The following is a 23,716-nucleotide window of genomic DNA, read 5'->3' on the forward strand; positions in this document are numbered from 1 at the left end:
CACAAATTGCATGATAACTAATTGTTAAAGAAGAAGATAAGAGTCACATTCGCTCATTATCATCGCTACTGGTAAGTAGCGTGCTTGTTGCCGTAGCCCCGAAGCAGGATGCGTATCATACGCCTCCAAGTTTTGATGTCAACCTTTAATTTCAAATTAATTTTAGAATCATTTAAAAGTAAACGTTAAGTGGCTTGTTTATTCGATAAAACGAGTAGATAAGCTATCAAAACAGTTCTTTCAGGCTTCTTTTTAGCTGAACCCCTTGGAACTGGAGCGCATTATAGAGAGCTAACTTGAATGCGCAAGGGTTATTTTCATTTTAATGACTGTTCGCTGATAATTACCACGAATTGAGCATTTAACCAGCCATTTATTTCTTTTTGGTCTACCTTTTACTTATATAGTGTATAAATTGCATAATTTTTACGCTTGAATAGTTGCACATTAGAAAAAGCTCGGTAACATAGAATTGCTATTTAGAGTTATCCAACTATATAAAAATATACAAATCGTATTTCTACAATAATAATTAGGTATCCATTTATGAAATCTCCTCAACTAATCACAGTGATCATTGCTGCAGCTTTTGCAGTTATCGCTTATGTCCTTACAATTGCTTTATCTCCCGTAACGCCTGTGTTAATCGCAGCCATTGCCTTTGTTAGTGCTTTTGTTGCTCCTTTAATTGGTGGTGCAACATCATCAAGCACTTCTTCGACCGGGAATACTGGTCTCCCTGCTAATGAAGATGTGAAAACTCTTTATGTAGGTAATTTACCTTACCGCGCAAATGAAACCACTGTAAGAGAATTATTTGCTGACTACGGTACTGTGCTATCAGTACGTTTAATGAAAGATAAACATACCGGTAAGCGTCGTGGTTTTGGTTTTGTTGAAATGGCAACTAAAGATTTAGATGTTGCGATTTCAGCATTGAATGATACTGAATTTCAACAACGCACTTTGAAGGTACGTGAAGCGAAAGAGCGTCCTGAACGTAGCGAGTAAGTTTAAACACAACCATAAGGTTGTCATTATATAAAAGGCCGTTAATAGTAATATTAACGGCCTTTCTTTTTATTTTGTCTCGCTCTGAATATTGCTTTATACATTATATGAGCTGACTACTTAGCTTTGCTGAAAAACCTATAACTGCTCAAGTATATTGTGCCAACGTGTTAATTGCCCTTCTAATGTATGACTAGGTTGAGCTATAAAGTCAGCCTTAATAATGGCATCATAAAATTTATTAATATTACTTTCAGCTGGAGAGAGTAATTGCTCTGCTTGCTGTTGCAACTGCTGGAACTGTTTCATAAAGTCGATAGCAGGTTTAAGTTGTTGGGCTAACCCTTTACGCTTATCCGTATTATCTGCACTTGCTTCACTCTGATTATTCGCAACTTCGGAATACTTTTGACTTACTGATGTTTGCTGAGTTAGGTTCATGCTAAAGCTAGCAATTTGTGAAGACTCAACATTAAGCTCAGTAGCCTTTTCAAAGGCCTTTTCAATATCTCCTGTAAAGAATTGATGTTGAACCTCCCTAACCTCTTCAATTAATTGGCCAAGCGCTGCTTTTTCATCATCATTTAAATCTCCTTCTACGCTATACGAAAAATTACGTTCGCTGTAAAAAGTTTGTTCGACTTGGTAACTATTTGATGATGATTGCTCATTAATGTTTTTTCCTTGGGAAGCACTAAAGTCAATATTGATACGATCCCCTTCTGCAGTGACAATACTTACGCTACTGGTTTGAGACTTAGAAATAGATGACTCGTTAGTAGATAAAATATTTTCTATTGCTTCTTCTGGCGCAAATACCTGCTGATGTAACTCATCAATTTTTGTATTAATAAGATCTCTGCTTTTCTCGATACCTGTTTCTATATCTTCTGTTAACGATTCACTATCTTTTAGCACTTCAAGTGCATCGCCAATTCCTTGTTCCACGCCAGATCGCGCTTGATCAAATAACTCAGTGAGCTTTTCATCACCGACATCTCTTGATTTAGCGGAGAGAATTGTCGAACCAATAAAAGCCATGACATTTTTAGCCACTTCTTCAAAGTCAAATAACGAGCCTGCACTTTCTTGCTCTGCTTTCGCTAAATCTATATCTGCGAGGTTTTGATTACGAGTAATAGCGGTATCATTGGTTGATGAAGAAAAATGAGAGAAAATTGATTGATACATTACTTTTGCGGCAAAGCCACTTTTGCCTAAACTTTTAATCGCTTGCAGATCAAATATTGGCCGACCTTTTCCAGTGTGGCGAATAGGTTCGTTGCCTTGCTCTGCTATACTAGTTTGGTTTTTACTCTTAAGGCTGTCAGCTCGATTAGGTATAGTTCGCTGATTAATAGAGTGTAGTAGATCGTTTAACTTTGTCATAATGCTGCCTTAATGTGAATTAACCCTAAAGTTAATAGCTCAGTCTATATTAGCTTATCGGCAACAATGTACAAAAGTTAAGCAATAAAAGTTGGCTATATTGTTATACATTACTTGATTAGTGTTCAATGCACATTAAGGCTAGACAAAAATCATCGCGATAGTAGAATTCGCGCTGTTATTTCTTTATCACTCTATTTCAAAAGGCAATACTATGTTTAGTCATATCCACCCCGATAATTACCCTGAGCAGTTATCAAGCAAACAACAAGATATGGCCGAACTGTTTAGTCACTTTACTATGCCTGTTGCCGAAGTTTATCCATCACAGCCGCTTAATTACCGTCAACGTGCTGAATTTAGAGTGTGGCATCAAGGTGATGATCTTTATTACATTATGTTTAACAGTGAAACTAAAGAAAAGTTTCGTGTTGATGACTTTCCCGTTGCTAGCGAATTAATTAATAAAGCAATGAAAGGTTTAATTACTGCAATTAAAGATAATCAAGACCTGAGATATAAACTGTTTCAAGTAGATTTTTTATCGACTTTAAGTGGCGAGCTATTAATTAGTTTACTTTACCACAAGCCTTTAGAAGAAAGTTGGGAGCAAGCTGCGAAAGCACTTAAAGTAGAGCTCTCTGCAATTGCTCCTGTGGATATTATTGGAAGAGCTAAAAAGCAAAAAATTATTGTTGATAAAGATTACGTTATGGAATCACTTAACGTTGGCAATAAAACATTCATTTACCAGCAAGTAGAAAATAGCTTCACACAGCCTAATGCGCAGGTAAATGAACAAATGTTATTGTGGGCACAACAAGCAACTAAAGACTCAACAGGTGACTTAATTGAGCTGTATTGCGGTAATGGTAACTTTAGTATTGCACTTGCTGAAAACTTCACACGTGTATTAGGGACTGAAATATCAAAAACATCAGTTCGCTCAGCGCAAATTAATATTGAGAAAAACGGCATCGATAATATCGATATTGTAAGAATGTCGAGTGAAGAGTTTAGTCAGGCAATGAATGGTGAACGTCAATTTAGACGTTTAGAGGGGTTTGACCTAACCGCTTATAATTACGATACCGTATTAGTTGATCCACCAAGAGCGGGTTTAGATAAAGATAGTGTCGAGCTCGTTAGACGCTTTGAAAAAGTAATTTACATTTCATGTAACCCTGAAACACTCAAAGAAAATTTAGCTTTATTAACAACTACGCACAAGGTAGATAAATACGCGTTATTTGATCAGTTCCCTTATACCCACCATATTGAGGTTGGTGTAATACTAACTAAAAAATAACTATCAGCAGATACAAAAGTAATTTTTGCAAAAATAAAGCAGGTTATTTCTTACCTGCTTTACGTCTATCACTTAACTCCGCGGCGCCACGAGCAATAAATCTTAATTGCTGAATGGTTTGTTGAGCTAATTGTTCACGCTCATTCTTATCATCAATATCTAATGCGTCAGACCCCGCGCTAAAAACAATAGTTACCGCAGCATTCGCTTGCATGTAGGCAACTTCGGCATCAAGTTGGTTCGCTTGTTGTAAATAGTCACGCAACTCCATAGTAAAGTAACGAATTTCACGAATTACCGCAGCACGAAATGCCGCAGAAGTTCCTGAACGTTCACGCAATAATAAACGAAAAATATTTCCGTTACTTTCAATAAGTTCCATAAATGTTTGTACCGATATTTGAATAACCGAGCCACCTTTAGCAATACGCTGTCTGGCTTGGCGCATAAGTTGTCGTAACGTTAATCCTGCTTCATCAACTAATGTTAGCCCTAATTCATCCATATCAGAAAAATGTCGATAAAAAGACGTTGGCGCTAAGCCAGCCTCTTTCGCTACTTCTCGTAAACTTAAATTAGAAAAACTGCGCTCTGCACTGAGTTGGTTTAAAGCCGCATCAATTAATAGCCTGCGAGTTTTTTCTTTTTGTTGTGCTCTAACACCACTCATAGTGATTACTCTGTTTACAAAATATCGAATTAATAGCAATTATCATACTGTAATAATGACAACTTGTCAGTTGGCTCTTTTCTAAAGAAATTTACAGAAGATACTTGACTGGACCGACAAGAAAGCTAAACTACCATAAACAGCGTACAAGTGTACGCTTAAATGTGAAGATTTATTAAAATTCGTAAAACTCAAATTGCACAGTGAAATTTAACCACAATAGCTGTCGTTAATTTATTAAAAGAGAACCTAATGAAAAAACCCGCTATTATCTGGCTGAATGTTACTATTTTTGCTGTAACCTTTTTATTTGCCGCTATTGTTGTACCTTACAGAGCTATAACACATGGTTTTGATATAACAGAAATAACCGCTGCTATTGTTTGTTTTATCTATTGCGGCATGTCAATTACCGCAGGTTATCACCGTCTTTGGGCTCACAAAGCCTACCAAGCACATTGGAGTTTACGACTCATTTTTGCTTTAGGTGGTGCATTCGCCTTGCAAAATAGCATATTACATTGGTCATCTGATCATCGTGTTCATCACAAGCATGTCGATAATAATGATAAAGACCCCTACTCGGCTAAAAGAGGTTTTTGGTTTTCTCATATCGGTTGGATGTGCAGAAGATACCAAGAAGATCGCTACAGTGATTACACTAACGTTCGCGACCTTAAAAAAGATGGTATTGTTATGTGGCAGCACAAGTACTATGTACCACTCGCGTTACTGATGAATTTTGGTATTCCTATCGCTTTTGGTTTATGGCATGGCAATATGATTAATAGCTTGTTATTACTGGGCGTATTTAGACTTGTTATGAACCATCACACCACTTTTTTCATTAACTCGCTAGCACACATTTGGGGTAAGCAAACTTACACCGATAAAAACACGGCACGCGATAATGGCTTTTTAGCTTTGTTAACCTTTGGTGAGGGTTATCATAATTACCACCATATTTTTGAAAACGATTACCGCAACGGTATTCGTTGGTGGCATTTCGACCCAACTAAGTGGCTAATAAAAAGCTGCCAATGGCTAGGGCTAACAACTAAGCTACGTACAGTTTCAGAAGACAAAATAGAAAAATCGCGACTAGCGATGACATTAAAGCAAACAAAAGCAAAATTAATTACTTGTCCTAATGCTGAGCAAAGTATTGCGTACTTACAACAAGAGTATGATGTATTAATTAAAAAATTAAATGCTTATTATCAAGTTAGAAAGGCACTTATTGCTGCTAAACGTGAGCAAGTGATTGCCGATGTTGAAAAGTCAGAGCTGATGACTCAATACCAAGAGTTAAAAGATCGTTTAATTGAGCAACGTAAAAGTTGGCACTTATTAACGCAGAAACTTGCTTAACATCAACAGAATAGATTAACTCTATTACCATTTCCCTCAATTCCTGCTAAAATTTTTGTATCATGCAGGACTTGAGGTATATCTTTTGGCAAAAACTAATTCTAAGAAAAATAATACGCCGATCACTTTTGACTACGACGTAATTATCATTGGCACAGGCCCTGGCGGTGAAGGGGCAGCAATGAACCTAGCCAAGCATCAAAAAAAGGTCGCGATTATTGAGCGCTACCATGAAGTAGGTGGTGGTTGTACTCATTGGGGCACAATTCCTTCTAAAGCGCTTCGTCAATCGGTTAGCCGACTCATTGAATACAATGCAAACCCGTTATTTAGTCAGAATAACCAAAGCAAACAACTTACTTTTCAAGATATTCTTAGTCATGCCTCTGCGGTTATTCGCAAACAAGTTAATTTACGTAGTGGCTTTTATCATCGCAATCACGTTGAACACATTTCAGGTGAAGCATCGTTTATAGATAAAAATACAATTAATATTTTACGCCCTGACGGTTCAACTGAAATCATAACTGCCGAAAAAATTGTTATTGCCACAGGTTCAAGACCTTATCGTCCAGCCGATATCGACTTTAAACACCCAAGAGTGTACGACTCAGATAGTATTTTATCGCTAAGTCATGCGCCTAACCACGTCATTATTTATGGTGCTGGGGTTATAGGGAGTGAATACGCTTCAATTTTTAGAGGCTTAGGGGTTAAGGTGGATTTAATTAACACCCGCGATCGCTTACTTTCATTTTTAGATGCTGAAATGTCCGACTCTTTAAGTTATCACTTATGGAATAACGGGGTTGTTATTCGTCATGGTGAACAAATAGAAAGTGTGGAAGCGACCGACGATGCTGTGGTTGTGCATTTAGATTCAGGCAAAAAAATGCGCGCTGATTTACTGTTATTCGCTAATGGTAGAACGGGTAATACTGCGGATTTAAATTTGCCCGCAGCTGGATTAAAAGCCGATGGTCGAGGACAGCTGAAAGTTAATAGTGGTTACCAAACAGAAGTTGATAATATATATGCCGTTGGTGATGTTATTGGCTACCCTAGTTTAGCAAGTGCAGCCTTTGATCAAGGGCGTATTGCTGCTTTGTCTATGCTCGACAATACTAGTAACGCGCAATTAATTGTCGACATACCGACAGGTATTTATACTATTCCAGAAATTAGTTCAGTAGGTAAAACGGAACAAGAGCTCACCGAAGCAAAAATTCCTTACGAAGTTGGCCGCGCTCAATTCAAGCATTTAGCAAGAGCACAAATATCCAATAACTTAGTTGGCTCTTTAAAAATTCTTTTCCATAGAGAAACCAAAGAAATTTTAGGAATTCATTGTTTTGGCGAGAACGCTGCTGAAATCATTCATATTGGACAAGCGATTATGCAGCAAAAAAATGGCGGAAATACCATCGAGTACTTTGTTGAAACCACTTTTAACTACCCAACAATGGCTGAAGCATTTAGGGTAGCGGCATTAAATGGTTTAAATCGCCTTTTCTAACCGTTAAATAATAGTAAAAATTTCGACGTTGCTTAATGTGATAGAAGCTCTTTTCATAATAAGCAACGTATATCCAGCTACTAACGACTTAACATTATGATGAAATTGATATTATTATTTGTGAGCCTATCTTTTAGCTTAAGTGCTTATAGTGATAACGACTTTTCATTATATTTAGTTCGGCACGCGGAAAAACAAAGTGATAAAGATAATCCTTCGCTAACCTCATGCGGCCTATTTCGAGCAAAACAATTAGCCACTATGCTCAGCGAAACTGGTATTAACAAAGTTTACAGCACTTCCTACCAGCGTACTTTACAAACAGCTACTCCATTCGCAATGCAAAGCAGCCTTAGCGTTAAGCACTACAGTCCGAAAAATTTAGCCGACTTTGCTTTTCAACTAAAACAGCAGCAACAAAGTAGTCTTATTGTTGGTCATAGTAATACCACACCTAAACTGGTTGAGTTATTGACGGGTAAAAAAGTGACTAAATTAAGTGAAGATAATTACCAGATGCTTTACCAAATTCAGTTTATTAACAATGAAGTTATATTGACCGTATTAAAACAGCCACTGCAATGTAAATAGCTTTTATAAATAAAGTACAGATACTTACAACAGTTACTCTACAATACCTTTATTTTGAGTATCCTTGCCTAATGTAACAACTTCAAAATCAGTAATATTAAACACTGTACCCCACTGCACGGTTGTCATCATATCTTCGATGGGTTTGCCTTTAACTTTTAATTTAGTTCCTTTAACTTGATACTCTTTAGGTAAATTAAGTGGTAATAAATTATCTCCATTTAATGTTACTAAACCGTAAAAGCCACCTTCAAAGTCATTAAATATAACAGTAACTTGCTGCCATTCATCCTTGGCATCCTCATTTATTAACGCTTGATGCTGGTCGGCTTTAAGCTGAGCAGTATTTTGATTATTCATTGTTGTACTTTCCTCATTGGAGCATGAAGATAAAAGTACTGGTACCATTACAGCAGCCAACCAATAACGTTTTTTATCCATAGTTAACACCGAGTAGTTTACCTATAAAAAGACCACGCTTTATTAAAGCATGGTCTTAAGGTTAATTCTAATAATAAGCACTATAACTCATATTAAAACTTGGTTTATAACGCACTAATCAAATTAGTTTACATGATTAGCTCATATAATTTTCAGGCATTTCGAGTGCTGCAACACCTGAATCAACGGCTGCTTGTGCTACCGCTTTTGCAACAGCAGCACATAACCTAGAGTCCATTGGTTTAGGAATAATATAATTTTTACCAAAAGTTAACTCAGTTGTACCACTGGCTTGTAAAACCTCTTGCGGTACAGGCTCTTTTGCCAATGCTCTTATCGCATGGACTGCTGCAATTTTCATTTCATCATTAATAGTACGCGCACGTACATCTAGTGCGCCACGGAAAATGAACGGAAAGCATAAAACATTATTTACCTGATTAGGATAATCAGAACGACCCGTTGCAATAATGACATCATCTCGTGCGGCGAGCGCCAATTCTGGTGTGATTTCAGGGTCAGGGTTTGAACAAGCAAAAATAACAGGATTATCCGCCATTAATTTAACTTGTTCTGCACTTAATAAGTTAGGTCCTGAAACCCCAACAAAAACGTCAGCTCCAGTGATGGCATCATCTAAAGTACGCTTATCGGTATTATTAGCAAAGAGCTTTTTATATTCGTTTAAATCATCTCGACGCGTATGCACAATACCTTTAGTATCTAGCATATAGATTTTTTCACGTTGTGCACCACACTTAATTAACAGCTCCATACAAGCAATTGCTGCTGCCCCAGCTCCTAAACAAACAATATTTGCTTGCTTTATATCTTTGCCTTGAATATCTAACGCATTCATCATGCCTGCAGCAGTTACAATAGCGGTGCCATGCTGGTCATCATGAAATACAGGAATCTTACAACGCTCAATAAGTGCCTTTTCTATCGCAAAACATTCTGGGGCTTTAATATCTTCTAAATTGATACCACCAAAACTATCTGCAATATTAGCAACAGTGTTAACAAAATCTTCAACTGTTTTATGTTTAACTTGGATATCAAACGAGTCAATGTTGGCAAAGCGTTTAAATAATAGTGCTTTACCTTCCATCACTGGTTTAGAGGCCATTGGCCCCAAATTACCTAAACCTAAAATTGCAGTACCATTTGAAATAACCGCAACGGTATTACCTTTTGCAGTATATTTATAAACATCATCAGGGTTAGCCGCTATTTCTCTTACAGGCTCAGCAACACCTGGACTATATGCCAGTGACAAATCTTCACTTGTTTCAGCTGCGGTAGTAAGCGCAACACAAATTTTTCCTGGTGTGGGTAAAGCGTGATAATCAAGTGCTTGCTGACGAAAATCAGTCATAAATGTTTCCTAATGCGTTAGTTTTGTTGTGGATAAAAGTATAGACGTATTTTTATTGTTATTTATTTCTACAAAATCAATGGTATTGCAATCAACTAAGGAAATACAAGGTTGTTTAACTATATAAAATTGCTAGCGGCTATATAGAATGTAAGCTTATTAAGACTTAAACACACATTAATATTATAAATATTGACTATTTCCGGCTAAATATTCCGTCAGTAAAGGAGGAATATTACCTCTTGTGTTTAGAACGGTAGGAATAAGCAATAACTTACTCAGATAAGTGAAATAAATGGTGAGACTTTTTAACGCTTTGACTTTAAAAGGTAAGTGAATAAATAAACACTCTGATGAATTTATTATCTCGGGTGGTTATTTAACCTGAGCTCGGCTTAACAAATGTTTCTCTAGCAGCTACTTTTCCTAACTTCTTCGTTAAATTTACTTGCAATAGCCCAGCTATTGACGCGAAATTTGCCTTGAATTAAGAAAAACTATCAAGCTAGCGATTTAGAAAAATAATTTTTTATTATATTTCAATTTGTTAAATATCTCTTAAACCGAGTTCAGGTTATTTATGAACAAATTTTAAGACAAAAAAAATCCGACACTAGGTCGGATTTTTATAGCATTGATAACGTCTATTAAAGGAAAGGGTTTACTTTAATAATTGTTTCAACACGATCTGGTCCAGTAGAAATTATATCAACAGGAATACCAGTAACTTCTTCAATACGTTTAATATAAGCAAGTGCATTGGCAGGAAGGGCATCAACTGATGTAGCACCAACAGTGCTTTCTGACCATCCTGGAAGCTCTTCATATACTGGAGTTATTTTCTCATAACCTTCAGCAGCTGTTGGCGGCACAGTAATAATGTCGCCTTCTGGTGTTTTATAGCCAGTACAGATCTTTAATGTTTCTAAGCCGTCAAGTACATCAAGCTTAGTTAAACAAAAACCTGTTACGCTATTAACTTGAATTGCACGGTGCATAGCAACAGCATCAAACCAACCACAACGACGTTCACGACCAGTAGTAGCGCCAAACTCATGACCTACAGTACCTAAATGATTACCAATTTCATCATTTAACTCTGTTGGGAAAGGGCCTGAGCCAACACGAGTTGTGTAAGCTTTGGTAATACCTAAGATATAATCAAGATGACGAGGACCAACACCACAACCTGTCGCAACACCACCAGCAGTAGTGTTGGACGAAGTTACGTATGGGTATGTACCGTGATCGATATCAAGTAAAGTACCTTGAGCACCTTCAAACATGATAGAATCACCGTTTTTACGTGCTTGATCAAGAATTTCAGAGATATCGGCTGTCATGTTTTTGATAATATCTGCAACAGCTAACGCATCAGCTAGTACTTCTTCATAGCTTACTGGTTCAACTTTATAATAATTAACCAGAGAGAAATTGTGATATTCAACGATTTCTTTTAACTTAGCTGCAAATGTTTCTGCGCAGAATAAGTCGCCAACACGCAAACCGCGACGTGCAACTTTATCTTCATATGCTGGACCAATACCACGACCTGTTGTACCAATAGCTTTATTGCCACGAGCAACTTCACGAGCCGCATCTAAGGCATTGTGATAAGGAAGTATTAGAGGACATGCATCACTAATAAGCAAACGTTCGCGTACTGGTACGCCTTTCGCTTCCAACATAGTGATTTCGGTCATTAAGGCTTTAGGACACAACACTACACCATTACCAATCAAACATTTTACGTTATCACGTAATACGCCTGATGGAATTAAATGTAATACGGTTTTTTCACCGTTGATCACTAAAGTGTGACCAGCATTGTGACCACCTTGATAACGAACTACATATTTAGCTTTATCTGTTAGTAAGTCTACGATCTTACCTTTACCTTCGTCACCCCATTGAGTGCCGAGAACAACTACATTTTTGCCCATGTTTACTATTTCGTAAGAAAATTAGGCGGGGATTTTATCAAATATAGCAGCCTAGTCCAAGGGAAAAAGCGACATTTTTTCCTTGGACAGCTTTTTAATAATTATTAACTATATATATTAATAGGTTATAGAGTAGACAACTACTCCTGATAACCCCATGGCGCTTTCGGGTTTTTAATCGGTTTGGTTAAGTCAAAGTCAACCCTAAACTCTCTTCCTTCTCTCACTAAGCGATAAGTAAACTTAGTTGGGTAAATATACATCTGCCAAATATTGGTGGCCGACTGAGGGATACCTTGAGTAACGAAGAGCTCTTTTGAATATTGATCAGCAGGGAATGATTGCACGTTAGACCAACCCGCATCTATAGTATGGCCACCATACATAGTTGACTCGTCATAAGATCCATCTACCTTTCTGTGATCATGCTTTAATGATAACCCCGCTCCTGTTTTAGTAATAATCCAGGTACGTGATGCGTCATCACCAACATAAAAAGGTACCTGTAATTCATTATCAGTACATTTTCTCACATACATAACCAATGGCTTATTAGCAAAGCTACTGCCCTTTGCATTATCAATAGTCACTTCACCTTGATATGACTTGCCACAATGTTGACTAATGTTATTAAAGAAAGCATCGTGGCTCGGAATTGATACCAGTGGCGCTTCAAGCACCACAGCTGACGCACTTAAACTCGAAAAAACCAAACCTAACGCTATTATTGTATTTTTCATTTGCTACCTCGAAAAAAGAATGTGTATTTTTGCTATAAAAAAGCCAGCAATAAAGCTGGCTTTTGATTGTTATATAACCGTTAAACTATTTACCCTTTACGCCATCTTTTAAATAACGGAAAAAGTCACTGTCTGGTTTAACAACCATAATATCATTTTTACTGCTAAAGCTTTTTTCATAAGCTTCTAAGCTACGAATAAACCCATAAAACTCAGCGTCTTTATTATAAGCATCTGAATATATTTTAGCTGCTAATGCATCTCCTTCACCACGTGTAGTAAAAGAGTTCTTTTGCGCTTCAGCTAACATAATGGTTACTTTGGCATCAATAGTTGCTCGAATAATTTCAGCCTGCTCTTGACCTTGTGATCTATGCTCTTTAGCTACTGCAGTACGCTCAGCACGCATACGATCATAAATAGAGTTACTGATTTCAGTCGGTAAGTTAATTGCCTTAATACGAACATCAACAACTTCAATACCTAAGTCTTCGCGACTACTTTTAGCACTTTCTAGCGCTTGAGCCATAATCGCATCGCGATCACCCGAAACAATCTCTTTAATAGTACGGTGACCAAACTCAGTACGTAAGCCGTTATTTACTTTTTGTTTTAGTAACGCACGGGCATTATCAATTGAACCTGACGTTCTTAAATAATAAGTAGAAAAATCTACAATGCGCCATTTTACAAAAGAGTCGACTATTAAGTCTTTTTTCTCAGCGGTTACAAACCTATCTGCTGCTTCATCAAGAGTTTGAATACGCGCATCAAGTTTTTTAACCGATTGAATGAAAGGTATTTTGAAGTTTAAGCCAGGCTCAAATATCATCATTTCACCGGTAGCACTGTCACGTTTAATTTTGTTGAATTCAAACACGATACCGCGTTGACCTTCATAAATAACAAAAACAGACGAAACAACTAAGATAAATACTAACGCTACAATAGCAATGGAAAAGTTCTTCATGTGTTAGTTTCTCCCACTGTTAAATCTATCAGCACGATCTGATGTCGATGGTGCGCTGTTCTGACTCGGTTGACTAACTGGTACATAAGACTGAGGTGAGTTTGCACGAGTATTAGTTGACTGCTGTTGAATTATTTTATCAAGTGGCAAGTACATCATGTTATTACCGCCTTCAACATCAACCATTACTTTACTGGTATTGCTATAGACATTTTCCATAGTGGCAATGTATAAACGTTGACGTGTTACTTCTGGAGCAGCTAAGTATTCAGGTAAAAGCTTTTCGAACTTAGCAACTTCACCTTGCGCATCTAATACTATTTGAGATTTATAAGCTAAAGCTTCTTGCTCTATACGCTTAACTCGACCGCGTGCTTGTGGTTCAATACCACGTGCATAGGCTTCTGCTTCACGTAAAAAGCGCACTTCATCTTCTTGCGCTGCAATGGCATCATCAAACGCATCTTTTACTTCGTTTGGTGGACGTGCATCTTTAAAGTTAACATCAACAATAATTAAGCCTAATTGGTAAGGTTCAATTATTTTATCAAGTTCTTCCCAAACTGATTGACGAATAATTTCACGGCCACTGGTTAAAATGTCATCCATTTTCGCGTGACCAACAACGTAACGTAAAGCACTATCAAGTGATTGCTTTAAGCTATCATCAGCATTAGTAACACTGAATATATAGTTACGCGCATCAACAACACGATATTGAATTTGCATTTCAACATTCACAACATTTTCATCTTGTGTCAGCATAAAGCCTGAAGAAGGCATTTCGCGCGTACTTTGCATATCAACAGGAATAACGCGGTCAATAAAAGTCCACTTCCAACGTAAGCCCGGTTCAACGGTACCTGAGTATTGACCAAAACGTAAAACTAGCCCTTGCTCAGCTTCTTTAATGGTATAAAAACCACTAAATGCATAAACAACTAGGCCAATAATAAGTAAAATACTAACACCGATACTTGAAAAGCTTTTGCCCGGGCCGCCTTTGGTTGTTTTACCACCAAAAATGCCGGTAACCTTTTTACCTAGGTCATTTAATAACTCATCTAAATCAGGTGGGCCTTGATTTTTACCACCTTTATTTTTCCAGGGGTCTTTATCATTATTCCCCGGTTCGTTCCAAGCCATACTTTTCTCCACTTATTCAATGGTTATCATCATAACCATCCGTACAATTAAAAAATTAATGCTCGATAAACTCTGCTATCTCACTATGTTCGCTTTTTACTAATCGCTGCCATTCTCTTGATGGTAATTTAACTTCAAGATGGCAATAACCTTCTTCATCGTAACTTTCACTAGTAATACAATTCAGTTTATACAATTCTCCACGTAATTTACCTGCTCGCGGCGGAATATTTAACTGATGTTTTACCACGTGCGTTCCCAAACGCTCAGCTAATGCGATAAATAACAAGTCTATCCCTATATTTGCCTGTGCCGACAGCCATACTCTGATTGGCATGCCATCGATATCTCTATCAATACGTGGCTCTATATCATCTAGATTATCTATTTTGTTACAAATAATTAACTGTGGTACTTCATCCGCTTCAATTTCTTTTAAAACATACTCAACTTGTTCAATGTTTTCTGTACGTCTGTCGTCTGCTATATCAACAACATGCAGTAAAAGCTCAGCTTCTCGAGTTTCTGTCAGTGTAGCTTTAAATGCCGCGACTAAATCGTGAGGTAAATGTCGAATAAAGCCAACGGTATCGGCTAAAATTACTCGTCCAACACTTGGTAAAGAAATACGTCTTAAGGTAGGGTCTAAAGTAGCAAACAACTGGTCAGCTGCGTAAACCTCAGCCTGTGTTATCACATTAAATAATGTTGACTTACCCGCGTTTGTATAACCAACAAGTGATAATGTTGGCAATTCTGCACGGGCACGAGCTCGACGCCCTTGCTGTCGTTGCACTTCAACTTTCTCTAAACGCTTACGTATATTGATCATGCGTTCACGTAATAAACGTCTATCGGTTTCTAATTGGGTTTCACCTGGACCACGAAGTCCAATACCACCTTTTTGTCGCTCAAGATGGGTCCAACCACGAATTAAGCGGCTGCTTAAATGTCGTAGCTGCGCCAGCTCAACTTGTAGTTTACCTTCGTGAGTACGAGCACGTTGTGCAAAAATATCTAAAATTAATGTCGTACGATCAACAACACGGCACTGACAAAGTGCTTCCATATTTTTTTCTTGAGATGGCGTTAGGCTGTGATTAAATAAAATCACGTTAGCTCCGAAAAGCCTAACCGCTTCGGCAACTTCATCAGCTTTACCACTACCAACAAAAAAACGTGGGTGTGGTGTATTACGCTTGCCTGAAACAACGGTTAACGCCTCAATGCCAGCAGAAGAAACTAACATTTTAAATTCGGTTAAATCTTCACGAGTACTTTCATCGGGAAAGTCGAGGTGAACAAGTACTGCTTGTTCACCAGCTTGGTAACGATCAAACAACTGAATTAAACCTTAACGATATGTTTAGTGGTATAAAAATCGATATGCAATTTACGCATCTGACGATTGATCACCATCTTGATCTGATGTGGGAGTTGTATTCACTGCGCGTGAAGGTACAACAGTAGAAATTGCGTGCTTGTATACCATTTGGCTTACGGTGTTTTTCAGCAAAATAACAAATTGATCAAACGACTCAACTTGTCCTTGCAGCTTAATACCGTTTACTAAGTAAATTGCAACTGGAATGCGATCACGACGTAAAGCATTCAAAAATGGGTCTTGTAAAGATTGCCCTTTTGCCATTATATGGTCCCTTTTATTATTATTAATAAATTACTGTTTGTTTATGATTAACCTAAAACGCATTAAATTATACAAAATACGCTGAAAATCCCTTTTGTAGCTATGTATAAAAAACTAACAAATTAATTATACATCAATTTTTAACTATTGCTTTATATTTGCTTGTTCTTTATCGCTTTGTTTTAGTAGCGTTAACACTTGCGCTAAATTTGTCTCGTCGTCGCTATTAAGCCAATGTAAATCTGGCCAACTACGTAACCATGTTAGTTGTCTTTTCGCAAGTTGTCGTGTTGCACAAACACCACGAAAAATCATTTCATCATGATTGCACTCACCATTGAGGTATTGCCACATTTGTCGATAACCAACACAACGGATTGATGGTAAATCTTCGTGTAAATCCCCACGGGCTTGAAGCTTGTTAACTTCTTCTTCAAAGCCTTGCTCAACCATTTGTTGGTAACGTAACTCTATACGTTGATGTAATGTACTACGCTCTTTGGGAGTAATAGCTAATTGTAAAATATTGCCAGCGAGCTTATCACCTTTAATTTCGGTCAGTTGTGTTAAAGTGTTACCTGTTATGCGGTAGACCTCAAGCGCTCTGGTTAAGCGTTGTGGGTCATTAGGGTGAATACGCTTTGCCGACACTGGGTCTATTTCAGCTAACTGATCGTGTAGCGCTTGCCAACCAATATTATTAGCTTGTGCTTCAATTTCTGCCCTAATTGCTTCATTTGCGGTTGGTAATGGTGAAATGCCCTCAATTAGGCTTTTAAAGTACATCATAGTTCCGCCAACTAATATTGGAATACGATTGTTAGCTTTAATCTCATCAATTTTAAGGAGCGCATCACGACAAAAATCAGCTGCAGAGTAGCTTTCACTGGCATCACGTAAATTAATTAAATGGTGAGGGTACTTTTTTAATTCATCCGCTGTAGGTTTTGCTGTACCAATATTCATATCACGATATATGAGCGCAGAATCGACGCTGATAATTTCACATGGCAAAGTATCGTATAGCTCCATGGCTAATGCTGTTTTTCCTGAAGCCGTTGGCCCCATTAAACAAATAACAGGTAGCTCTATAGGTGAAGATTGAGTAGACACGAAAACTTTGCCCTTAACGATTGATAATTTAAGTCGTACTAAATAAAGGACTAAAATAAGACGCTTTATATGATTAGTGTAGCTGCTTTATAGAGGATGTAAGGTCAACGGGTACAGAATTCAAGAGCAAGTTTGTACTAAACTTATCTCCGAGCACAGTTATGGCTTGTTTGATAAGGTTATCAGCTTGATTTTGAGTATATTCTTTATGCAGCATTGCCTGACCAATCGCTTGAAAAATATCACTTTCAGCAATAAGTGTATCAGCCTGCTGCGCAGTGACTTCCTGCAAAGCATCAATAATAGTAATAAAACTGCTACTAACATCTTTATCGCGTAATAGTGCAGGAAACTGCCTAATTTGTACTTTATGATGAGTTTTAATAACAAAAACAATACCAGCTTTCGTTAAAAGATCCTCACACGCTCTTAGCAAACTTTCTTGTGCTACAGATAATGTGATCATCACTGGCAACAATAAGGGCTGGCTCACTAATCCCTGTTCTTGATTATTATTAGTGTTGTTATAATCAAAACTCGTTTGTGTCGTAGATAACCAACGGCTTGCTACTACTTTACTATTGAGCTGTTGAGCAAACTTAAACAGTGAAAGTAATCGCAAAGCACCGTCATGCTTATATAAGCCGTAACCTGGAGCTGCATAGTGAATAAACAATGATTCGCTCATTGGTTTTTCATAGGCTTGCGTACTACTGTTTGCGTCAGGGTTTAATTGCTTGTGGTTATGGTTTTCATTCTCTGCATCAATACTTGTTGTTTCATGAGCATTAGTTGTATTTAACAATTGCTCATAATGACTGACTGCAGCGGGGGATACTTGTTTCGATTGATAGCCACTTTGATTAGCGTAGCGGCTACTGTTGTCATTAACATGCTGTAACGGCGTAACATAACTAGGGCGTTGATAATCAACAGAGTGGCTTACTGAGCTGGCACCTGATGAATCTAACCTAGAACCAGCTTGAGAAGTATGACTGTATGAGTTTTCATGAGTCTGATACGACTGCTCAGGCTGTAATGGACTAATTAAGCTATTTTCATCACGGATATTATCGACTCCAAGGGTATATTCCTCGGTATTATTTTCTTCGTTAAACAAATTATCAGTATTGTTTATCGATAATAAGGCTTTATGGCATACCGAATAAATAAAGTCATGTACATAGCGGCTTTGATGAAAGCGCACTTCATGCTTGGCTGGATGAACATTTACATCAACCTCGCGGCAATCTACTTGTAAAAATAAAACAAAAGCAGGGTAAGTATCAGCAGGTAGTAATGTACTGTATGCCTGCCTAATAGCGTGGTTAATTAACTTATCACGCATCATACGTCCATTAACATAGCTATAGCATAAATCATTTTGATTACGAGCAAAGCTTGGCTTAGCCACCCAGCCTGATAATTTCATGTTGTCGTGTTCACAATTGACTTCAATGGCATGTTCAATAAACTTTTGTCCGCACACCATAGCAACCCGTTTCGCATTTTGTGCTTGGGTATTGGCAATACGATATTGACGCACAACTTTACCGTTATGAGTAAGCGTAAAACTCACATCAAAACGCGCTAAGGCGATACGTCTTACAATTTCATCAATATGGTTAAATTCAGTTTTTTCAGTGCGTAAAAACTTACGTCGTGCTGGAGTATTAAAAAATAAATCGAGCACTTCAATGGTAGTGCCATCGGGATGTGCAGCTGGTTGAATATTAACGGCCATATCACGCCCTGCAGCAGTTGCTTGCCATGCAGTATCTTGATGTTGTGGTTTAGATGTTAGCGTGAGACGTGCCACTGAACTTATACTGGCTAGAGCCTCGCCCCTAAAACCTAAGCTATCAATGGCTTCAAGATCAGATAAGTCTTTAATTTTACTGGTAGCATGCCTACTTAGTGCTAAGGCTAGCTCATCTTTGGCAATACCACTGCCATTATCAGTAATTTTAATTTTTTTTACGCCACCCTTATCCACCGTAATTTGGATCGCAGTAGCGCCAGCGTCTAAGCTATTTTCAATCAACTCTTTAATAACAGAGGCAGGACGTTCAACAACTTCACCCGCCGCAATTTGGTTAGCTAAACGTGCGGGTAATATGGCAATGGTCATAGTAATAGCATCAACTAAAGTAAGTTATCCCGTACGGGGAATTTTTAAGGTTTGACCAATTTGTAACGAATTAGATTTCAAATTGTTAATCGCTTTAAGTTTATTCATTGAAATATTGTAACGCTTAGCGAGTACCGATAGCGACTCGCCACTACGTACTTTATGCTTTTTATAACCAATAGACGCAAAATAAGAGCCGGTAAGCGGATGATCCATAAAGTGATTTTTAATCCCTAAATGAATTGCATTGGCTAGTCGTTGCTGGTGTTTTGGCCACGTTAAATTCTTTTCTTCTTTATGATTAGAGATGAAGCCAGTTTCCACCAAAATAGAGGGGATGTCTGATGACTTTAACACACCGAAATTACCATTTTGCGGTGTGCTCTTATGCATTTTAGTGATCTTTTTTAACTCACGAATTACATTATTAGCAACCCCAAAGCTCACTCCCAAAGAGTGCTCTTTGCTCATATCTGCTAATGCTAATGCTAAATGGCTATCTGCAGTATGCTTAATAACACCGCCACCGCCGCCTAATAACTCAGACTTTTCTTCTCGATTAGCCAACCACCTAGCTAGCTCAGAATCTGCACGCTTTTTAGTTACCACCCAAACTGAAGCACCACTTGGCCCAGGAGTATGAAAAGCATCAGCGTGAATAGAAACAAAGAAATCAACGTTTTTCTGTCTCGCTAAGCTCGTCCGGCGGTTAATATCAACATAGTAATCTCCGCTACGTATCAAGACCGCTTTCATGCCTTTTTCATTATTAATTAGCGTTTGAAGTTTTTTAGCAATAGCTAAGGTAACACGTTTTTCATAAGTACCTTTACCGCCAATAGAGCCGGGGTCTTCACCGCCATGACCAGCATCAATACCAATAACAATATCACCTAAGTTAGCTGTTGGCTTATCCATAACAACACTATTGCGATTTTTATCATATAAATCGATAACTAATCGATTACCATACTGTCCTGCAGGCGCCAATGGAAATACAGTTAATTGATAAGATTGGTTTAGCTCTAATACTAAGCGGGCTTTACTTTTACTTTGGCTACCACGGAATAGCTTTATTCTGGGATCACCCTCGGCTAACTTTTCTAACGCTACGGTATTCTTTGTATTCGCAAAATCTACCACTAATCGGTGTGGGTTTTGTAAGGTAAAATATTTATAATCTGGTTTATTTTTAACATCAAAGACAATACGTGTATTTTCAGGTGCCGGCCAAACACGAATCCCGTTAATGCTATTAGTTGCCCAAACACTAGCGGCAAAAAATAAGCACCCGATAACGGTGATAAACTGGATACATTTTTTAGTAAAACGGTTTCGCGTTAGATACATCAATATTCTCATTACTTCATGATAAACTGCTGGCTACTTCACTATTTAATACCGTTAAAATAGCTTCACCACGAGGCGTCTCTGCCTGTAAGTTAATTGTGCGTTGTTCATTTTGATAAGCCATATTAATGATTAAATCGGCTTTAGCCAATAGCCCAGTGCCTTTTTCTGGCCATTCAATAAAGCAGCAACAATCATCATTAAAATAATCTCGAATTCCCATATACTCTAATTCTTCAGGATCACTTAATCGATAAAGATCAAAATGAAATACACGCCACTGAGCAAGCTCATAAGGCTCAACAATAGTGTAAGTAGGACTTTTAACGTTACCGTTATGCCCCATTCCACAAACAAAACCACGGGTTAAGGTAGTTTTCCCAGCACCTAAATCACCATTAAGATAAACGACTAGCGATTGCTGGTGCTCGAAACTTTGCAGCGCTTGCGCTAATTGCGCGCCAACCGTTAATGTTGCCTGCTCATCTTTTAAAAAATATTCAATTTGTTTCATTTTCTCAATCTATATGTAATAGCAGTTACAAACTTTACTCGTATTATCTAGTATGTTTACCGCAATCGTAATGAAGGTAGTTAGTGGAGCCTATAGTAACGTTAATAATATCAGCTGCTGCGCCGTGAATATAGTTTGATAATTATGCCATTGAATAATTCACCTGAGCAAGTGTCCTTATAGCTTTGTATTGAAGAGCTATTAAAGGCTGATATTCATCACTCATATTGTGTTAAACTAATCATAAATTGCACCATTAAAATATTAATTCAGTAATATTTACTCTACACCTTATTACTGAACATTAGCTGACTTCTTTCATGACAGAAACTTCAATAAACTATCAAGAATTAGCCGATAACATTAAATGCTGGGGTGAAGAGTTAGGTTTTTCACAGCTCGGTATTTGTGATATTGACTTAAAAGCTCATGAAGCGGCCCTAAAACGATGGTTGGCAAATAATTATCATGGCAATATGGATTACATGGAACGCCACGGTATGATGCGTGCTCGACCCGAAGAGTTAGTCCCTGGCACAGTGCGTGTTATTAGTGTTCGTTTAGATTACTTACCTCAAAATGCGAAGTTTGCACGCATCTTAAATGATAAAAATAAAGCCTATATTAGTCGCTATGCTTTAGGGCGAGATTATCATAAGTTAATGCGTAAGCGTTTACAGCAATTAGGACAAAAAATTGCTCAGCATTGTGAACAGTTTAATTGTCGCCCTTTTGTTGATTCTGCTCCTGTATTAGAAAGACCATTAGCCGAAAAGGCAGGCTTAGGTTGGACAGGGAAACACACCTTACTTATTAATAAAGCCGCCGGTTCTTGGTTTTTTTTAGGGGAGCTTTTTGTTGATATTCCATTACCTATTACTCACAACGAATACAGTGATAACGCGCTTAACTCTATCGTTTTAGATGAAAAAGTTAACGACTGCGGCACTTGTGTCGCTTGTATAAAAATATGTCCGACAAAAGCGATTGTTGAGCCTTATGTTGTTGATGCTCGCCGCTGTATTTCTTATTTCACTATTGAGTCACCCGATCCTATCCCAGTAGAGTTACGTCCGCTGATGGGTAATCGAATTTATGGCTGTGATGATTGTCAGCTAATTTGCCCTTGGAATAAGTTTGCCAAACTGAGTGTTGTAGATGACTTTCAAGCTAGAAATCAACTAGATGATGTTGGCTTACTTGAGCTGTTTTCTTGGACAGAAGAGTACTTCTTAAATACTTTACAAGGTTCGCCTATTCGACGTATTGGCTTTCAAAGCTGGCAAAGAAATATTGCGGTTGCCTTGGGTAATGCACCTTACTCTAGCGATATAACAACAGCACTTGAACAGGCATTAAATTCAGCTAATGAGTTAGTTGCTGAGCACATTCATTGGGCTTTAGCACAACAGCAAGAGAAACAGCAACTCACCGTTACGAACGCAGAAACGACACAAAAAAACCATCGTTTAACAATGCGCTTAGTTCGTTCTATTGAAAAAGGCTTAACAAGAGATGCCTAAATAACCTGAGCTCGGTTAAGAGATATTTATTAAGCCGACTTCAAGTTAAAAAGCAATTACAAAGCTAGTTAACTCGAGTTCAAATTCGTTATATTTAGCTTAGCCACTTTGTCTATTAGCGCTAAGTATTGCAATATCGGCACGAGCTTCTTCTAACGCCACTTGCATTGCTAATACTTTTTTTACCTGCTCATTACGTTCACTGATTGCTTTTTTCTCGCGCTCTTTAGCCGCAGCGAGCTGCTTTTGTACTGCAGTTAAAGTCGTCATTAATTGAGCAATATCTTCATTTTTCTCGAAGTCTTTACCTTCTTTATCGCTAGCATAGTCATCATCACTTGCATTAAGCAATTCTGCCGACTTAAAACGTAAAAAACTATAAGCTAAACGCAATATAAAGATGACGCACGTTAGTAGGAGTACAACTAAATATTGATTTTTTTCAAGTGAACTAAAAGCGATATGGATACGTGACCAGAAATCGCCTGTCGCCCCAAAAAAATGACTAATAACTTGGTTATGCCACGCCAACCAAGTAAAAAGATATATAAGAATAAAACTGGGTGCTGGGTGTTGATTTTCGGTAAATACAAGTAGCGATTTTAAGGTTTTCTTTTTTAACACAATATATCCTTTATTTCAGTGTCCAAAGTAAGCATGCACTTTTATAAGCTAAAGATAATCATGCACAGCCCCTTATCAAGTAAACTAATAAGACTGACAAGGAGTTATTAAAAAGCAGAAGTATAAGATCTGTTCAACATAATTAGCTTCATTTTTCATATTTTCGCTCTTGGCAGTGCTTTAATATGGTTTTCTTTTCTTCATTACTACTTTCCCGCCATGCCTTTATTTCTTCTATATGTCTAAAACAACCTAAGCAAATATCACACTCATTCAGGCAACAACTTCCAACACAGGGGCTAGTGATTTCGAGAGGGTTTTCATTCTGATACTTCATA

General features: G+C 37.7%; 22 protein-coding genes. 6 read left to right on the top strand and 16 right to left on the bottom strand.

The annotated features are described in order from the left end of the window. Positions 1–546: 546 nt before the first annotated feature. Positions 547–1,011 (top strand): RNA recognition motif domain-containing protein, encoded by a 465-nt coding sequence (locus tag ABD005_RS17305; protein ID WP_215981588.1) that lies wholly within the window; start codon positions 547–549, stop codon positions 1,009–1,011. A gap of 138 nt (positions 1,012–1,149) precedes the next feature. On the opposite strand, the gene ABD005_RS17310 is transcribed toward ABD005_RS17305, so the two are convergent. After that, positions 1,150–2,400: a DUF5610 domain-containing protein gene (locus tag ABD005_RS17310; protein ID WP_343818979.1), complete on the bottom strand. Its 1,251-nt coding sequence runs from the start codon at positions 2,398–2,400 to the stop codon at positions 1,150–1,152. A 214-nt stretch (positions 2,401–2,614) separates the two neighbouring features. On the opposite strand from ABD005_RS17310, the gene trmA reads away from it, so the two are divergent. Continuing rightward, positions 2,615–3,709, top strand: coding sequence for a tRNA (uridine(54)-C5)-methyltransferase TrmA (gene trmA / locus ABD005_RS17315; protein WP_343818980.1), 1,095 nt, complete (start codon positions 2,615–2,617; stop codon positions 3,707–3,709). A gap of 43 nt (positions 3,710–3,752) precedes the next feature. Here trmA and fabR read toward each other — a convergent pair whose 3' ends face one another. Then, complete coding sequence (gene fabR / locus ABD005_RS17320) at positions 3,753–4,379, bottom strand: HTH-type transcriptional repressor FabR (protein ID WP_215981591.1); 627 nt, start codon at positions 4,377–4,379, stop codon at positions 3,753–3,755. Between the two features lie 252 nt (positions 4,380–4,631). Between fabR and ABD005_RS17325 the strand changes: the two genes are divergently transcribed. From ABD005_RS17325 to ABD005_RS17335, 3 genes are all read left to right on the top strand, one after another. Continuing rightward, positions 4,632–5,750 (top strand): acyl-CoA desaturase, encoded by a 1,119-nt coding sequence (locus tag ABD005_RS17325; protein WP_343818982.1) that lies wholly within the window; start codon positions 4,632–4,634, stop codon positions 5,748–5,750. 85 nt (positions 5,751–5,835) lie between these two features. Further along, positions 5,836–7,266, top strand: a complete 1,431-nt coding sequence (sthA, locus tag ABD005_RS17330) for a Si-specific NAD(P)(+) transhydrogenase (RefSeq protein WP_215981593.1) — start codon at positions 5,836–5,838, stop codon at positions 7,264–7,266. Between the two features lie 96 nt (positions 7,267–7,362). Then, positions 7,363–7,857, top strand: coding sequence for a SixA phosphatase family protein (locus ABD005_RS17335; protein ID WP_343818984.1), 495 nt, complete (start codon positions 7,363–7,365; stop codon positions 7,855–7,857). Positions 7,858–7,890: 33 nt separating this feature from the next. Here ABD005_RS17335 and ABD005_RS17340 read toward each other — a convergent pair whose 3' ends face one another. The 12 genes from ABD005_RS17340 to tsaE all read right to left on the bottom strand — a co-directional run bounded on the left by ABD005_RS17340 (position 7,891) and on the right by tsaE (position 21,231). Further along, positions 7,891–8,298: a hypothetical protein gene (locus tag ABD005_RS17340; protein WP_343818985.1), complete on the bottom strand. Its 408-nt coding sequence runs from the start codon at positions 8,296–8,298 to the stop codon at positions 7,891–7,893. Between the two features lie 136 nt (positions 8,299–8,434). Next, complete coding sequence (locus ABD005_RS17345; RefSeq protein WP_215981596.1) at positions 8,435–9,676, bottom strand: malic enzyme-like NAD(P)-binding protein; 1,242 nt, start codon at positions 9,674–9,676, stop codon at positions 8,435–8,437. Between the two features lie 647 nt (positions 9,677–10,323). Then, positions 10,324–11,619, bottom strand: a complete 1,296-nt coding sequence (locus ABD005_RS17350; protein ID WP_215981597.1) for an adenylosuccinate synthase — start codon at positions 11,617–11,619, stop codon at positions 10,324–10,326. A 140-nt stretch (positions 11,620–11,759) separates the two neighbouring features. Then, entirely contained in the window at positions 11,760–12,359 is a 600-nt protein-coding gene (locus ABD005_RS17355) for a hypothetical protein (RefSeq protein WP_343818987.1), read from the bottom strand. Positions 12,360–12,444: 85 nt separating this feature from the next. Next, positions 12,445–13,329, bottom strand: coding sequence for a protease modulator HflC (gene hflC, locus ABD005_RS17360; RefSeq protein WP_215981599.1), 885 nt, complete (start codon positions 13,327–13,329; stop codon positions 12,445–12,447). A 3-nt stretch (positions 13,330–13,332) separates the two neighbouring features. Then, the gene (gene hflK / locus ABD005_RS17365; protein WP_215981600.1) at positions 13,333–14,475 is read right to left on the bottom strand and encodes an FtsH protease activity modulator HflK; all 1,143 of its coding nucleotides are present in this window, start codon (positions 14,473–14,475) and stop codon (positions 13,333–13,335) included. A 55-nt stretch (positions 14,476–14,530) separates the two neighbouring features. Next, on the bottom strand, positions 14,531–15,817 hold the full coding sequence (hflX, locus tag ABD005_RS17370; protein WP_343818990.1) for a ribosome rescue GTPase HflX: 1,287 nt from the start codon (positions 15,815–15,817) through the stop codon (positions 14,531–14,533). Positions 15,818–15,868: 51 nt separating this feature from the next. After that, positions 15,869–16,123 carry an RNA chaperone Hfq gene (gene hfq, locus ABD005_RS17375; protein ID WP_215981602.1) on the bottom strand — a complete coding sequence of 85 codons (255 nt, stop codon included), beginning with the start codon at positions 16,121–16,123 and terminating at the stop codon, positions 15,869–15,871. 144 nt (positions 16,124–16,267) lie between these two features. Next, entirely contained in the window at positions 16,268–17,191 is a 924-nt protein-coding gene (miaA, locus tag ABD005_RS17380) for a tRNA (adenosine(37)-N6)-dimethylallyltransferase MiaA (RefSeq protein ID WP_215981653.1), read from the bottom strand. Between the two features lie 118 nt (positions 17,192–17,309). After that, entirely contained in the window at positions 17,310–19,367 is a 2,058-nt protein-coding gene (gene mutL, locus ABD005_RS17385) for a DNA mismatch repair endonuclease MutL (RefSeq protein WP_343818992.1), read from the bottom strand. 24 nt (positions 19,368–19,391) lie between these two features. Continuing rightward, positions 19,392–20,717, bottom strand: coding sequence for an N-acetylmuramoyl-L-alanine amidase (locus ABD005_RS17390; protein WP_215981654.1), 1,326 nt, complete (start codon positions 20,715–20,717; stop codon positions 19,392–19,394). Positions 20,718–20,733: 16 nt separating this feature from the next. Beyond that, positions 20,734–21,231 (bottom strand): tRNA (adenosine(37)-N6)-threonylcarbamoyltransferase complex ATPase subunit type 1 TsaE, encoded by a 498-nt coding sequence (gene tsaE / locus ABD005_RS17395; RefSeq protein WP_215981604.1) that lies wholly within the window; start codon positions 21,229–21,231, stop codon positions 20,734–20,736. Between the two features lie 320 nt (positions 21,232–21,551). On the opposite strand from tsaE, the gene queG reads away from it, so the two are divergent. Further along, complete coding sequence (gene queG, locus ABD005_RS17400) at positions 21,552–22,754, top strand: tRNA epoxyqueuosine(34) reductase QueG (RefSeq protein ID WP_343818994.1); 1,203 nt, start codon at positions 21,552–21,554, stop codon at positions 22,752–22,754. Positions 22,755–22,853: 99 nt separating this feature from the next. Here queG and ABD005_RS17405 read toward each other — a convergent pair whose 3' ends face one another. Both ABD005_RS17405 and ABD005_RS17410 read right to left on the bottom strand, forming a co-directional pair. Then, on the bottom strand, positions 22,854–23,378 hold the full coding sequence (locus ABD005_RS17405) for a hypothetical protein (protein WP_343818996.1): 525 nt from the start codon (positions 23,376–23,378) through the stop codon (positions 22,854–22,856). 148 nt (positions 23,379–23,526) lie between these two features. Continuing rightward, entirely contained in the window at positions 23,527–23,715 is a 189-nt protein-coding gene (locus ABD005_RS17410) for a DUF1289 domain-containing protein (RefSeq protein ID WP_343818998.1), read from the bottom strand. Position 23,716: the final 1 nt, after the last annotated feature.

Origin of the sequence: Colwellia asteriadis (assembly GCF_039523295.1) — a bacterium.
Taxonomy (GTDB): domain Bacteria; phylum Pseudomonadota; class Gammaproteobacteria; order Enterobacterales; family Alteromonadaceae; genus Colwellia; species Colwellia asteriadis.